This window comes from Alicyclobacillus sendaiensis NBRC 100866 (assembly GCF_001552675.1).
GTDB lineage: Bacteria > Bacillota > Bacilli > Alicyclobacillales > Alicyclobacillaceae > Alicyclobacillus > Alicyclobacillus sendaiensis.
The window spans coordinates 39,485-52,696 of record NZ_BCRQ01000004.1 but is presented as its reverse complement, the minus strand read 5'-3'; the positions used below and the strand labels follow the sequence as shown (position 1 = coordinate 52,696).

The following is a 13,212-nucleotide window of genomic DNA, read 5'->3' as shown; positions in this document are numbered from 1 at the left end:
CAGGTTTTTGAAAAGGAGATGGATGTTCTGTGCCCAATCGCAAACTGAGGATCGGCGTCATCTTTGGCGGAAAGTCCGGTGAACACGAGGTCTCGCTGCAGTCGGCCAAGTCGGTGATGGATGCGCTGGATCCTCTCCACTATACCACGATACCCATTGGAATTTCGAAGGATGGGCGTTGGCACGTCGGGAAGGGCGCGTGGAAGGCCCTCGAGGCCAAGCAGCCAGCCGCGCTGCCGGCGAAGAGCGCCGAGAACGCCTCGTCCCCGTCGAAGCGGTTCATCAATCGGGAGATTCAGGGACTCTCGTCCGTCGAGGTCAGGCGCTCGCCCGACTGGCTCCCTCCGGCGCTCGTGAACGAGATCGACCTCGTCTTTCCCGTGCTCCACGGAACGTTCGGCGAAGACGGCACCATCCAGGGGCTCTTGGAGATAGTCGGAATCCCCTATGTGGGATCCGGCGTGCTTGCATCGGCTTTGGGCATGGACAAAATCGCCATGAAGCAGGTGTTTTCCGCGGTGGGAATCCCGCAGGCGCGTTGGGTCGGATTCACGCGCGCCTCGTGGACCCAGGACAACGGCCGGATCGTGCGGGAAATCGAGGAGCAACTCGGCTACCCCTGCTTCGTCAAACCCGCGAATCTCGGATCGAGCGTCGGCATTTCCAAAGCTCGCGATCAGCGGGAGCTCGTGCAAGCGGTGCACCTCGCCCTGACGTACGATCGACGCGTGATTGTCGAGGAAGCCATCGACGCCCGCGAGATCGAGATCGGCATCCTCGGCAACGACCACCCGATGGCCTCAGTGGCTGGCGAGATCCTACCCGAGCGCGAATTTTACGACTATGAAGCGAAATATCAGGACGGGGGCGCGGAACTGCGTATTCCTGCAGATTTGTCCGCGGAGGAGCGGAAGGCCGTGGAGTCGTACGCCATCCAAGCCTTCCAGGCCATCGACGGCGCGGGGCTCGCGCGAGTGGACTTTTTCGTCGAGCGCGGGACGGGGCGCGTGCTCGTGAACGAGATCAATACGATGCCCGGGTTCACGCGCTTCAGCATGTACCCGAAGCTCTGGGAAGCAAGCGGGCTCGCGTACGACAAACTGCTGGATCGCCTGATCGAACTCGCGTTGGAACGACATGCAGAGCGAAGCCAGCTTTTGAGATCGTATGACAAGGCGTAATGGACGAGCGCGGCTGGTTCTCCAGCCGCGCTCTCGTCAGTCGGGAAAGAGCTCATAGAAACTGGCGTAACGCTCGTCGCGCACGGGTTCGCGCGCAGTGGCGCGCGGCGAGGCGGATCGCGATCTCGACTTTGGCGGAGCGGCCTGGGACTCGCCCCGCCACTGAGCCTGTCGTTCGCGGTATTGTGCGCGATACTGTTCGAGGTCCTGGCGTGAGCGCACGTTGTGCTTTTGCCAGGTATACAGGACCCTATCGATATAGCGAAAACTGTATTTGTTGGCCAAGACGCTCTCCCTCAGCGCTTCGACGACGAGCCACTCTGGATAGCCGTGTTCGCCGAGCCACGCCCTGAGCTGGTCGCACTCCAAAGACGAGAGAGGGCGCCCAAATTCCTCTTCGAACAAGCTGACGAGGTCCTTCTCCGCGGGCGGTTGCACCATGCGCTGGCGCCCCTTCAGCTTGTCCCAGAGCGGCTGCAGATCGAAGTAGGTCACATGCGCTCCCTGATCGTCGTACCGCTCCCCGATGGCGAGAAACCCTTCCGTCACGAGGCGCTCCACACACGCCATGACCTCCTTGCTGGACATGCCGCAGCGTTCGCCCAGTTCATGGGGCGAGAGCTCCGTCGTGCCCTCTGTCTGCCCGCTCGCGAGGATCTGCAACAGAACGACGAGCTCATGCGGGTGCAGGCCAAGCTGAGCGAAGCGCCGCAGGAGATCGCACGGCACGGCGACGAACGGCGCGCTCAAGTAATCGCTGTTTCCGCCTGGCCGGCCCGAAGGTTCCATATCTTCGCCTCCCCTTGCGCTTACGGCGCCATTCGATACAGCATGCGGGGAAACAGAATCGCTTCTCGGACGTGATCGAGCCCGCAGATCCATGCAATGGTCCTTTCCAGGCCGAGGCCGAATCCGGAGTGCGGCACGGAACCGTAGCGCCGCAGATCGAGATACCACCCGTAGGTTTCCTCCGGCAACCGGTGTTCCTCAAAGCGCGATTTGAGGAGCTCGTAGTCGTGAATGCGCTGGCTCCCCCCGATGATCTCGCCGTAGCCTTCCGGCGCGAGCATGTCGGCGCAGAGGACCACCTCGGGCCGGTCGGGATCGGGCTGCATGTAGAAAGCCTTCAGCTTAGTGGGATACCGCTCGATGAACACCGGCGTGTCAAACTCCTGGGCGAGCGCCGTTTCGTGCGGCGATCCGAAGTCGTCGCCCCACGCGATGTCAAAGCCGTGATCGCGAAGCCAGCGAATGGCGTCGTCGTACGACATGCGAGCGAATGGCGCCCGAACCCGCTCCAGCCGGGAGATGTCCCGTCCGAGCAGCTCGAGCTCCGGCGCGCAGCGGTCGATGACCGACTGCACCACGTGCTCGACGAGCGCCTCCTGGATCCGCAGATTCTCCTCGTGCTCGACGAAGGCCATCTCGGGTTCCACCATCCAGAACTCGATGAGATGGCGCCTCGTCTTCGATTTCTCCGCGCGGAAGCACGGGCCGAAGCAGTACACCTTCCCCAGCGCCATGGCCGCGGCCTCCATGTACAATTGGCCGCTCTGGGTCAGATACGCCGTATCCTCGAAGTAGCGCGTCTCAAACAGCTCCGTGGTGTCCTCGCACGAGGCAGGCGTCAGGATGGGCGCGTCCACGCGCGTAAACCCGTTGTCGTCCAGAAATGCCTGGACGGCGCGCTCCACCTCCGCGCGAATCCGGAGAATCGCCCGCTGCCGCGGCACGCGGATCCACAGATGGCGATGATCGAGCAGAAAGTCGATCCCGTGCTCCTTGAGGGCGATGGGATACTCGTGCGCGACGTGCACCGGCTCGATGCGGCGGACGTCGATCTCGTATCCCCCCGGCGCGCGCGCGTCCTGGCGCACGCTTCCTTCGACGACGAGCGACGATTCCTGCGTAAGCGCATCGCTCGCCGCGAACGTCTCGTCCGAGACGTTGGACTTCACCACCACGCACTGAACAAGCCCCGTCCCATCTCGAACTTGAAGAAAGTGGATCTTGCCGCTTGAACGCTTGTTGTACAGCCATCCCCGCAACCGCACGTCTTGACCGACGTGATCAGCGAGTTGGCGAACCGTGGTCCATTCAGCCACGCGGTTACCCCCCATACACGTGCGAACGCGATACGCACCGATTATAGCAAAAACGCGCAGGGGCTTGGCTGCCCCTGCGCCAGCGGACGGCCCTCAGTCGCTTGCCGCGGTCATGGCCGACGTGAGCTCGGCGGACGCGAGCCCCTTCATCCACTGGCGAAACTCGGCCCCGTCCACACTTTCGTCGCGCACAACCTGCTTCGCGAGGCGGGCGATCTCGCCTTGATACGGCCGAAGCAGTTCTCGCGTCGCCCGCTCCCGTTCGGCGAGGATGAAGCGGACCTCGCGCTCGAGCAGCCGCTCCGGCAAGTGCTCCTCGTCGACAATGCCGAGCCTGGACAGCCCGCACTTCACCAGGGTCCTCGCCAACTGAGAGGCCTGCTGAAAATCGTTCTGCGCCCCCGTGCTCCGATTTCCGTACTGAAGCTCTTCCGCCAGACAACCGGCCAGCGCGATGTCAATCTGCTGTTCCAACTGTTCCTTCGTGTAGAGATACTGGTCATCTTCCGGGATCTGTCGAACAAAGCCGAGCGCTCGGCCCCTCGGAGCGATGGTGATGTGCGAGACCGCGCCCGGCCGCAACAGCTCCGTCACGATGGCATGGCCGATCTCGTGCACCGCCACGCGTTCCAGCTCCTCGTCCGTCGGACGCCGCCCCGTCTTTTCCCCCATCAGGACCTTGTCCACCGCGTCCCGGAACATCTCCTGCCGAATGACGGACTCTCCCTTCCGGAGCGCCATGATGGCCGCTTCGTTGACGACGGCTTCGAGCTGGGCACCCGAGAACCCAAAGGTTTCTCGAGCAATGTGTTCGAGATCCACGTCCGGCGCGAGGGGCTTGTTTTTCGTCTGGATGCGGAGAATGTGCAGCCGCCCTTCCTTATCCGGGAGATCGACGCGAATCTGGCGATCAAAGCGCCCGGGCCTGAGCAGCGCCGGATCGAGCATATCGGGCCGATTGGTGGCCGCCATGACGAGCACGAACGGATGCTGAGACGTGTTCATTCCGTCCATTTCCGTGAGCAGTTGGTTCAGCGTCTGATCATACTCTTGATGGCTGTGTTGCCCGCGCCGCCCGCCCACCACGTCGATCTCGTCCAGGAAGATGATGGCGCTGTCCTTGTTTTCCCGCTTCGCCAGCGCCCGAGCGCGGCGAAACAGATCGCGCACGCGGCTTGCACCCACGCCGACGTACATCTCGACGAATTCCGAACCCGACGCGGACAGAAACACCGAATCCGTGTAAGTGGCCGCGGCCTTGGCCATGAGCGTCTTCCCCGTCCCAGGAGGTCCTGTGAGCAAGATCCCTTTGATGGGGCGAATCCCGAGTTGCGAAATGCGGTCGCGATACCGCAGGAAGTCGAGCGCCTCCATCAATTCGCGCTTCGCAGACTCCTGTCCGCCGATCTCGTCAAACGACACGTCGGGCCGGACCGAAACGTCTCGGCCGGCAGGCGCTTGCCCATTCCGCCGGTCCAGGATCACCCAAAGCATGGCCCCCAATCCCGCGAGAAAAAGGACAGGGATGATTTGAATGACGTGGAGGATGCCCAAGAACGCCACTACAGCGATGCCGGTTCCGATGAGCCATTCTCGCATGGTCATGACGCCGCACCTCCCGCGCGCGCGTATGGAATCACGCGATACAGGTAGTAGGGGCCCTTTTGCAACTGGAGATAGATGTCGTTATTGTCCATCGTCAAGCGATAGGCCAGGTGGTACGACTTCGCCAGCCGCGCCACTTCCGAAGCCATTTGCGTGTAGTCCTCTTTGGCGATGCCCTGTTGAATGTAGAGCTCGAACACGCTCTCGAACAGCTGCGTCAACGGCCCCTCATGTGCATCGCCAAGGCGAACACTGACGTTTGTGCCAAGTTTCTGCTCTATTTCGTCGGATATGGCGTCGTAGGTCATCTGGAGATCGCCTTCTTTCAGCGCCTGAAAGGGCCCCAGTTGAACGACCACCACATCCGGGCTTCCCGTCGTGATATCGACTCGTTCCACACCGGCCACCGACTGCAGGCTTCTCTTCAGCGGGTTCAACAAGTTATAGTGTTGATAGGCCTGCCAGCCGCCGATGAGGAGCGCGAGCATCAGGAGCGCCGTCACGAAGATCGGCACAACGCGGATGCGAGACAACGACCTCGCCCCCTTCTATCGCTGGTCTGTGCGGCTGAAACCAGTATAGCACGCTGTCGAACATGTGTTCAGTCGCACTTGTTTCCCGCGTTTCCAGCCCTTCAGGAACGAGCGAGCGCGTTCTGCCACAGGAGCTGCCCCGTCCTCGCATTGAAATACAAAAAGGCCAGGCGCCCGTTCAGGCGCCCCATGACCTCGTACACCGCAGTCCCGGATTTGGCCCAGCTTGGCGCGCCCTCTTCGCTCGCCACATAGCCGAGCGTGATGGACTGGACTTCGAGACCGCGCGACGCCGCCCGCTTTTTCACCTCGCCGGGGGCGAGCACCGCCGTCGACGGCAGGACAAACGCTCTTTGCATCGCCGGGATGTAAAAGGCGTACCACGTCCGCCCGAAGCTATCTTCGCCGCGGAACACGTCCTCGACGCCCGCCGCGGTGAACACGCTGTAGGATTCCAACTGGTCGAGAGGCGTGTGATTCAGCACGTAGGCCGCGGCCTTTTGCTCAGCCGCCCAGTACGGGGTCAACAAGTTCCACAAGTACGTGAGAACGCCGATGCCGATCACGACCATCGCGATCGGCACCGAAGTCCATATGGTCCTGCGCTTCGTCATGTTGCATCCGTCCGGTAAATCGTAATCTGAACTTTGTCAGGATGCTGCTCTGACTTGGCCATCCCGAAAATGACGTCCTTATCTTTCAGATTTCGGTTGAGAAAATCGATCAGGCGATACAGGTCTTCCGAATTCGAACAGACCATGGTTGCATAGACGCTCCATTTGGAATCCAAACCATTCCACCCGCCGTCATGAACGAGATATCATGTCCTGCAAGAAAGAGTCGTTGGTGAAGTGGTATCGCAAGGGGGTCAAACTGATCTTGCCCGATCGCACCACGCCGATGTCGACAAGCCCATCGCCTGTCTCGTCAAGAATATCCCCTCCATAACGATACACTTCGTGCCCTTCCACGTCGAGTTCGCGCGAAAAAATGTCATGGTACCTCCGCACACCGAGGTCACACCACACGATGTCGGCGCGGGTCCACGTCTTCTTGCCGACGAAGGGAATATTGGCGCTGAGGAAGGTGTCGGCAGGCAGAGTGAGCTCGATGGCGAGTTCGATGAGCAATCGACACGCCTCTTGCGCCGAGGCGAAGTCGAACGGTGGCCCGACGTGGGACAGGGCGAGCGCCTTGACCCCTTGCAAGGCCGCCTCGCCCGCGATGGCGACGGTACCCGAGTAGAGCACATCCGTTGCCAAATTTGCGCCGGCGTTGATCCCGGATAGCACGAGATCAAACGGCCGCTCGGCGTGCAGCACGGCGAGCGCCCACTTGCAACAATCCACCGGCGTCCCGGAGATCGCGAACGCGTCCGACGCCCCCGGAACCTCACGTCGCTCCACGCGGATGGCTCGGTGCAGGCTGATCCCGTGGCTCGAGGCGCTTCGCTGCCGGTCAGGCGCAGCCACAATGACCTCCCCAAACGTCGACGCGACTTCCACCAGTGAAACGAGCCCCGCGGCCTGAATGCCATCGTCGTTGCTAATTAAGATGCGCATGACGGCGTTCTCCTCTCTCCTCACCTCACGCCTCATACGACCGCGGCGCGTCGCTCATACTTAGGAGTACGATACGGGGAGGTGGGCATATGACAGAGCGTGATGAGGCGATTCCCCCGTGGACGAACCGTACGTCGTTGCGCGATGACGTCCGCCGCTTTGTGCTTGAGGCGTACATGGACATTGCCGTGGCCGACATCCTGGACGAAAAGGACCTGATGGAACCCGACGTCCACGGCGAGATCGAAGACGACTAAGCGCGCGTCAACAGGTCCTTGAGCCGCCTCGCCTCGAATCGGATGCGTTCCACGTCGAGCGCCGTGGGCTCTCGGTTTTGCAGGACCCACTCGCCCGCGATCATCACGTCTCGAACGTCGTCGGCGCCAGCCGCGTACACCAAATCCGAGAGCAGGTCATGCGAGGGCGCAAAGTGCGGCGAGTGCGCATCGAGCAAGACCATGTCGCATGGCGCGCCGGCGCGCAGGGTGCCGTGGCCATCTGGGAGGAAGAGGGCGCGCGCGCCCCATTCCGTGGCGAGTGCGAAGGCCGTGGCCGCGTCGATGGACGTCGCGTCCTCCCGCACACCCTTGTGCAACGTCGCGGCCAGGCGCATTTCTTCAAACATGTCCAGGTTGTTGTTGCTCGCCGCGCCATCGGTGCCGAGCCCGACGGTCACGCCACGACTCAACATGTCGGGGAGCGGCATGATGCCGGAGCCAAGCTTCAGATTGCTCTGCGGATTGTGCGCGACGCGGACGTCGTGCGCGCTCAAGATCTCGATGTCGTTCTGCGTCACGTGCACGCAGTGCGCGGCGAGCGTCGGCACTTGAAACAGCCCTGCGCGCTCGGCCAAACCAATGGGCGTGAGTCCCTCCTGCGAGAGAAATTGATCCACTTCGCCGCGCGTCTCACTCAAGTGGATCTGGATACCTACCCCGAGTTCTGCAGCGAGATCGGCGATTTGCGACAGAAACGGTTCGGGGCACGTGTAGGGAGCATGCGGGCCCAGGGCCACCTGAATGCGCCCGTCCGCCTTTCCGTGCCAAGCCTGGACAAACGCGCGGCTCGCCGCAAGTCTTTCCGCCTGCACCTCGGGGTCCGTGGCGGCCAGGCCAATGGACAAGAGCGCCCGCATGCCCGAATCGGCCGCGGCCTCTGCCGCATGATCCATCATCATGTACATGTCGGCGTAGGCCGTCGTCCCCGATAACAGCATTTCCCAACACGCGAGCTGCGTACCCCAGTACACGCATTCGCCTGTGAGACGCGCCTCCAGAGGAAAAATGCGCTCCTGAAGCCACGTCATGAGCGGCAAATCGTCGCCCACACCGCGGAGAAGCGTCATCGCGGCGTGGCCGTGCGTGTTCACGAGGCCCGGAATCGCGATTCGATTCCGCTTCCGCCACCTCCGCACCACCACCTCGCCCGGCTCAGGCTCATAGTCGCCGTGGCCGTGGCGCACGACGTTGGCACCTTCGATCACGAAGTACGCCGGGCCAGGATACACGGTCTGCGAATCCACCACCGCGCCACCCACCTCGAGCACGGTGACGGCTCGTTCATGTGCCATTCTCCTTCATCCCTTCGTCCTAGCTTTTTCCGCGCGTGTCGCAGATCCGTGCCAACGATTCGCCGTAGGGCGGCAGGGCGACGCCGCGCTCCGTGATGATGCCTGCGATGAGGTGACCCGGCGTGACGTCAAACGCCAAGTGCCTCGCTGAGGCTCCTGCGGGCGCGATCGGTCTCCCCATCCAATGCGTGACTTCAGCCGCGCTTCGCTCCTCAATCGGGATGTCATCGCCGGATGGGGTGGACAGGTCTAAGGTTGTCGTGGGCGCCGCCACGTAAAACGGGATGCCGTGGAATGAGGCGAGGACGGCCAACGAGTAGGTGCCAATCTTGTTCGCCGTGTCGCCGTTTTTCGCAATTCGGTCGGCTCCGACAATCACCACGTCCACCCAGCCGAGCTTCATCGCGAACCCCGCGGTGGAGTCCGTGATGATGTCGTAGGGAATGCCCTCCTCCTGGAGCTCATACGCCGTGAGCCGAGCGCCCTGGAGATACGGGCGCGTTTCGTCCACGTAGACGTGTTCGAGCGTGCCCGCGTCTCGCATGGCCCGCAGAATTCCGAGCGCCGTGCCATATCCGACGGTCGCGAGGGAACCCGTGTTGCAGTGCGTCAGGACGCGCCCGCCGTGTTTCGCAATCCACTTCGCGCCGATCTCGCCAATGCGTCGATTCGTCTCGATGTCGCGCTCCGCGATGGCCACCGCGCGCTGGTAGAGCGCGTCCGCCTCTCCTCCCCGCGGCGCCTCTTCGAGCGCAGCCATGACTTCATCCACGGCCTGCATGAGGTTCACGGCCGTCGGACGAGCCGTCTTCATCCACGCCGCCACTTCCGGCAGCCGGGCTCGCACCTCGGCCGGTGCGAGCCGCCGGGCTTCGAGCGCGAGGCCAAACGCCGCCGCGGCCCCGATGGCCGGCGCTCCCCTCACCTGCATCGACCGAATGGCCTGGTAGACGTCCTCGGCGGTGCGGCACGTCACCCAGACGGTCTCATGAGGCAGCCGCGTCTGGTCGAGCAACATCAACCGGTCGGGCTCGTACCGGATGGCGTTCACGCCTCACTCTCTCCCATGAGCGGCACCTGGCCGCCGACCGCCGTTTTGCACGCGCAATCGCGCACTCCTGCGTCGCGAGCGATATAAGCAAAGAAGAGCCGCCGGATGTCCGCGACGTTCTCCCGCATCGCCTCGAGAACCTCCTCGTGGGACAGCGGCTTCGCGGCCATGCCAGCCGCCCAGTTGGTCACCATGCACACGGTGGCGTAGCACATCTCGGCTTCCTTCGCCAACGCGGCCTCCGGCATGCTCGTCATGCCCACCACGTCGCCCCCGAGGCGCGCGAACAGGGCGATCTCGGCTTTGGACTCGAACCTGGGCCCCTCCGCGCAGACGTACACGCCGCCGTGATGCACGCGGAGGCCGAGATCGCGCGCCACGTCAATCAATCCCTTTCGCACGCGGCCGCAGTAGGGGTCCGAAAAATCGATGTGCACGACCGGCCCCTCCTCGAAGAACGTGGAGGTCCGCCCTTTCGTCCAGTCGATCACGTCGTCGATCACGACGAGATCGCCAGGCCGAAACAGGCGGTTGAGCGAGCCCACGGCCGCCGTCGCCAACACGGTCTCGACGCCCAACTGCTTCAAAGCCCAAATGTTGGCGCGATAGGGGACGCGGTGCGGGGGCACACTGTGGCCGCTCCCGTGGCGCGGGAGAAACACCACTTCCTTGCCCTCGTAAGTTCCGACGGTCACCTCGACGTCTCCGTACGGGGTATGTACGCGTTCACGCGTGGCGCCAGGCAGATCTCCGGGTTGGTACACGCCTGTGCCACCGATGATGCCGTAACGCATGACGAGTTCCTCCACTCCGTAAGTCTTGTCCTCGATTATACTGAACGGACGCGCATTTGTCGCCAAGGTAAGGGGAGCGCGTCGTAGACGGCCTGGACCCGCGAGGCGGCGTTGCGCGGCGCGAGCGCCAACAGATCGCCTTCTCGCGCCAATCGGTCGCGCACCGCGTCGATGTCGAGTGCGCCTGGCGACACGCCGGATTCCAATTCGGGCCAGGACACCGGCGCCGACACGAGGGCTCGATCGACCGCGCGGGCGCTGTAGGCCGCGATGAGCGTACGCGTCGGCCCGTGCTGCGGCGCGTCCACGTACACCCGGCGCCCCCGATGGCGCACGAGCCTCTCGGTGGTGGCGAGCCCCGGCCAGCGCGACGCACAGTAGGCGGCGATGAAGTTGACCACCGGCCGCGTGACGGCGTACGGAAGCGGCTCCTCAAGCGGAACCCACACCTGCAGCCCGGACGCCCCCGTGGTCTTCGCCATGCCGTCGAGGCCGAGATCGCGAAGCACGTCGCGCAGGCGCAGGGCGAGCTCCCGCACGCGCTCGAAGTCGTGCGGGTCGGTTGGGTCGAGATCGAACGTGAGCGCCGTCGGGCATCCTGCGCCAGGGCCCTGAACGAGGTGAAGACCCGCGTGGAATTCGATGGCGCCGAGATTGCCGTAGTACAAGAGGGTCTCCACGTCGGGAATCGCAATCAGCGGGCGCTCGCCTGGCACCTCGCGCCGCGGCAGCGTCGGCGGCGCGTGCGGCGGGAGGTGCCGCTGATAAAATCGGCGGCCGCCGACTCCGTCCGGACACCGCACCAACGTGACGGACCGATGTCGCAGGTGCCGGACGAGATGTGCGCCGATTTGGGCAAGATAGGACATGTAGTCGCGCTTGCACACCCCGACAGCGGGAAAATACAGCTTGTCCCCATGCGTGAGGGTGGCCCGACGTTCGCAGCGCTTCATCCGCGTCACCTCTCGCCTAGGGTGCCAAGACGCACCCGTCGCTATGAGGGAGGGACCTTCATGCCGTTCTTTCGGCCGTTCGAACCCGTTTCAAGCCCAATCGTACCCACCGGAGACGGGTGGATTGCGCAGGTCAAGTGGGACGGCGTGCGCGCCGTGACCGAAGTGTCGAGCGACGGCGTGGAGATCTGGAATCGGCATGGAAGGCCGCGGACGCACACATATCCTGAGATCGTCTCAGCCCTCAGGCCGTTCCGGGGCTGCGCGTTCGATGGCGAAGTGGTGGCGTTGACGCGGGGCAAGCCCGACTTTTACCGTCTGCTTCGCAGGGACCAGGCGGCTACAGCGCGCCGAATCGAGCGGCTGATGGCCGAGATACCCGTATGGTACGCCGTCTTCGACGTCGTGCGGATTGACGGGACGTGGATTGGAGACTGGCCATTGGCGAAACGGCTCGACTGGTTGCTCGCGAACCTGTCGGGCCTGGACCATGTGCTCGCGACGGAAGGTGTGGAGGATCCCGCGGCGCTGTTTGCCGCCACGAAGCAGCTGGGGCTTGAGGGCATCGTGTGCAAACGGGTGGACTCCACCTACGCGCCGGGCCAGAAAGATGGGCGTTGGGTGAAAGTCAAGCACGCGCGGCACGCCATCGCGGCCGTCGGCGGCGTCCTGTACCGGGACGGGGCTCCGAATGCGTTGATGCTCGGCTTGTATGACGACCAGGCACGCCTGTTTCACGTCGGCAACGCTGGAGCGGGCCGCCTGCCTCGCCGGGCATGGATCGACGTCGTGAACCGAGTCCTCTCTCACGAGACACCGATTCCACCGTTCGCCCGCGCACCGAAGCCTGTGAGCGCATGCCGGTTCGCGCATCCCGTCGTCGCTGTGAAAGTTCGCTTTGCCGAATGGACGCCCCACAAGACGATGCGCCACCCGGTCCTTCTCGCCGCGCTGGACTTCCCTGCGACGCCCGCGGCGTGCGCCTTTGCGCAGGCCGACCCGTGACGAAATCAGGATGTCTTGCGCTTCTTCCGCTTCGCCTCGCGAGGCTTCTTGTCCTGTTTCGCGAGCTCCAGGCTCTTCTTGAGCGCCTCCATCAGGTCCACCACCTCGCCCGAGGCCTCGGCGCCCTTGGTCTTCGCTTCGGCCTCGCCGCGGCGCTCGGCGATCCAAGACTCCAACCGCGCCCTGCTCTCGTCTCGATACTCGTCGGGCACAAACGGCTTGGTGAGTTGCCGGATCAAGGTCTCGGCGACTTCCAGTTCATGCGCGTCGACGTCCACCGCTTCCTGAACATAGGGGAGTTCGGCGGTCGAGCGCACGTCCTCCGGCCAGGCGAGTGCGTGCACCACCAACACGTTCCCATCCGCGTCGCTCGCCCTCACGAGCGCCAGCGACTCCGCGCTCCGCAGCGTCATCCGGGCCACGCCGACGCGCCCCGACGCTCGCAGCGCCTGCCACAACAGCCGGTAGGCCTTCTTTCCGCTCGCCTCGGGCGCAAGGTAGTACGCGCCCTGAAACAGCACCGGGTCGATGTCGTCCGCGTCGGCGAACTGGACGAGATCGATGGTCTCTCCGCGGCGGCCTTGAAACGCGGCGAGTTCCTCGTCTTCCACCACGGCGAATTCGCCCCTTGCGTACTCAAAGCCCCGGACGATCTCGTCCTGGCTCAAGTCCACCTGACAGCGAGGGCAAAACTTCTTGTACGCTATCGGTGTCCGACACGCTTTGTGGAGTTGCCGAAAGTGAATGCCGCCCGTATCCGTCGCTTTGTACAGCCGCACCGGAATGTTCACGAGTCCGAAGCTCACCGACCCTCGCCACATGGCGTGCATGCCGCTCATCCTCCCTCGCGCAC

Annotated in this window: 15 protein-coding genes; 3 read left to right on the top strand and 12 right to left on the bottom strand. The window is 63.6% G+C overall.

Translation table 11 applies throughout. The features are described 5' to 3' along the window. Positions 1–29: 29 nt before the first annotated feature. Positions 30–1,181: a D-alanine--D-alanine ligase gene (locus tag AS26_RS01670; RefSeq protein ID WP_062305607.1), complete on the top strand. Its 1,152-nt coding sequence runs from the start codon at positions 30–32 to the stop codon at positions 1,179–1,181. A gap of 36 nt (positions 1,182–1,217) precedes the next feature. Here the strand turns inward: AS26_RS01670 and AS26_RS01665 are convergent, their stop codons facing one another. The 7 genes from AS26_RS01665 to surE form a co-directional block, all read right to left on the bottom strand. Then, on the bottom strand, positions 1,218–1,970 hold the full coding sequence (locus AS26_RS01665; RefSeq protein ID WP_062305606.1) for a DnaD domain-containing protein: 753 nt from the start codon (positions 1,968–1,970) through the stop codon (positions 1,218–1,220). 20 nt (positions 1,971–1,990) lie between these two features. Then, positions 1,991–3,286, bottom strand: coding sequence for an asparagine--tRNA ligase (asnS, locus tag AS26_RS01660; RefSeq protein ID WP_062305605.1), 1,296 nt, complete (start codon positions 3,284–3,286; stop codon positions 1,991–1,993). 93 nt (positions 3,287–3,379) lie between these two features. Beyond that, positions 3,380–4,891, bottom strand: a complete 1,512-nt coding sequence (locus tag AS26_RS01655) for an ATP-dependent metallopeptidase FtsH/Yme1/Tma family protein (protein WP_062305604.1) — start codon at positions 4,889–4,891, stop codon at positions 3,380–3,382. Then, positions 4,888–5,424 (bottom strand): hypothetical protein, encoded by a 537-nt coding sequence (locus AS26_RS01650; RefSeq protein WP_062305602.1) that lies wholly within the window; start codon positions 5,422–5,424, stop codon positions 4,888–4,890. Before AS26_RS01650 ends, AS26_RS01655 begins: the two co-directional genes overlap by 4 nt. A 101-nt stretch (positions 5,425–5,525) precedes the next feature. Beyond that, positions 5,526–6,038, bottom strand: coding sequence for a hypothetical protein (locus AS26_RS01645; RefSeq protein ID WP_062305601.1), 513 nt, complete (start codon positions 6,036–6,038; stop codon positions 5,526–5,528). Further along, a complete protein-coding gene (locus tag AS26_RS01640; RefSeq protein WP_012810959.1) occupies positions 6,035–6,214 on the bottom strand; it encodes a YpmA family protein in 180 nt (59 codons plus the stop codon). The genes AS26_RS01645 and AS26_RS01640 overlap by 4 nt, the downstream gene beginning before the upstream one ends. Positions 6,215–6,230: 16 nt before the next feature. Beyond that, complete coding sequence (surE, locus tag AS26_RS01635) at positions 6,231–6,986, bottom strand: 5'/3'-nucleotidase SurE (protein WP_245629551.1); 756 nt, start codon at positions 6,984–6,986, stop codon at positions 6,231–6,233. A gap of 89 nt (positions 6,987–7,075) precedes the next feature. Here surE and AS26_RS14380 point away from each other — a divergent pair, with 89 nt between their 5' ends. Next, positions 7,076–7,243, top strand: coding sequence for a hypothetical protein (locus tag AS26_RS14380; RefSeq protein WP_169793462.1), 168 nt, complete (start codon positions 7,076–7,078; stop codon positions 7,241–7,243). On the opposite strand, the gene AS26_RS01630 is transcribed toward AS26_RS14380, so the two are convergent. The 4 genes from AS26_RS01630 to AS26_RS01615 are packed head-to-tail and all read right to left on the bottom strand — an operon-like array spanning position 7,240 to position 11,354. Continuing rightward, positions 7,240–8,556, bottom strand: coding sequence for an amidohydrolase (locus AS26_RS01630; protein ID WP_062305598.1), 1,317 nt, complete (start codon positions 8,554–8,556; stop codon positions 7,240–7,242). The genes AS26_RS14380 and AS26_RS01630 overlap by 4 nt on opposite strands. 19 nt (positions 8,557–8,575) lie before the next feature. Next, positions 8,576–9,607, bottom strand: coding sequence for an S-methyl-5-thioribose-1-phosphate isomerase (mtnA, locus tag AS26_RS01625; RefSeq protein ID WP_083515944.1), 1,032 nt, complete (start codon positions 9,605–9,607; stop codon positions 8,576–8,578). After that, positions 9,604–10,401 (bottom strand): S-methyl-5'-thioadenosine phosphorylase, encoded by a 798-nt coding sequence (gene mtnP / locus AS26_RS01620; RefSeq protein WP_062305596.1) that lies wholly within the window; start codon positions 10,399–10,401, stop codon positions 9,604–9,606. Before mtnP ends, mtnA begins: the two co-directional genes overlap by 4 nt. A 35-nt stretch (positions 10,402–10,436) precedes the next feature. Continuing rightward, positions 10,437–11,354 (bottom strand): DNA polymerase domain-containing protein, encoded by a 918-nt coding sequence (locus AS26_RS01615; protein ID WP_062305595.1) that lies wholly within the window; start codon positions 11,352–11,354, stop codon positions 10,437–10,439. A 60-nt stretch (positions 11,355–11,414) separates the two neighbouring features. On the opposite strand from AS26_RS01615, the gene AS26_RS01610 reads away from it, so the two are divergent. After that, positions 11,415–12,359: an ATP-dependent DNA ligase gene (locus tag AS26_RS01610; RefSeq protein WP_062305594.1), complete on the top strand. Its 945-nt coding sequence runs from the start codon at positions 11,415–11,417 to the stop codon at positions 12,357–12,359. A gap of 5 nt (positions 12,360–12,364) precedes the next feature. On the opposite strand, the gene ku is transcribed toward AS26_RS01610, so the two are convergent. Further along, positions 12,365–13,189 carry a non-homologous end joining protein Ku gene (ku, locus tag AS26_RS01605; protein WP_062305592.1) on the bottom strand — a complete coding sequence of 275 codons (825 nt, stop codon included), beginning with the start codon at positions 13,187–13,189 and terminating at the stop codon, positions 12,365–12,367. Between the last annotated feature and the right edge of the window lie 23 nt (positions 13,190–13,212).

Coding starts and splice junctions, on each gene's coding strand:
- AS26_RS01630 (WP_062305598.1), bottom strand. CDS start 8,556: ATGGCACATGAACGAGCCGTCACCGTGCTCGAGGTGGGTGGCGCGGTG.
- AS26_RS01665 (WP_062305606.1), bottom strand. CDS start 1,970: ATGGAACCTTCGGGCCGGCCAGGCGGAAACAGCGATTACTTGAGCGCG.
- AS26_RS01655 (WP_062305604.1), bottom strand. CDS start 4,891: ATGACCATGCGAGAATGGCTCATCGGAACCGGCATCGCTGTAGTGGCG.
- AS26_RS14380 (WP_169793462.1), top strand. CDS start 7,076: ATGACAGAGCGTGATGAGGCGATTCCCCCGTGGACGAACCGTACGTCG.
- ku (WP_062305592.1), bottom strand. CDS start 13,189: ATGCACGCCATGTGGCGAGGGTCGGTGAGCTTCGGACTCGTGAACATT.
- AS26_RS01610 (WP_062305594.1), top strand. CDS start 11,415: ATGCCGTTCTTTCGGCCGTTCGAACCCGTTTCAAGCCCAATCGTACCC.
- AS26_RS01645 (WP_062305601.1), bottom strand. CDS start 6,038: ATGACGAAGCGCAGGACCATATGGACTTCGGTGCCGATCGCGATGGTC.
- AS26_RS01615 (WP_062305595.1), bottom strand. CDS start 11,354: ATGAAGCGCTGCGAACGTCGGGCCACCCTCACGCATGGGGACAAGCTG.
- surE (WP_245629551.1), bottom strand. CDS start 6,986: ATGCGCATCTTAATTAGCAACGACGATGGCATTCAGGCCGCGGGGCTC.
- mtnP (WP_062305596.1), bottom strand. CDS start 10,401: ATGCGTTACGGCATCATCGGTGGCACAGGCGTGTACCAACCCGGAGAT.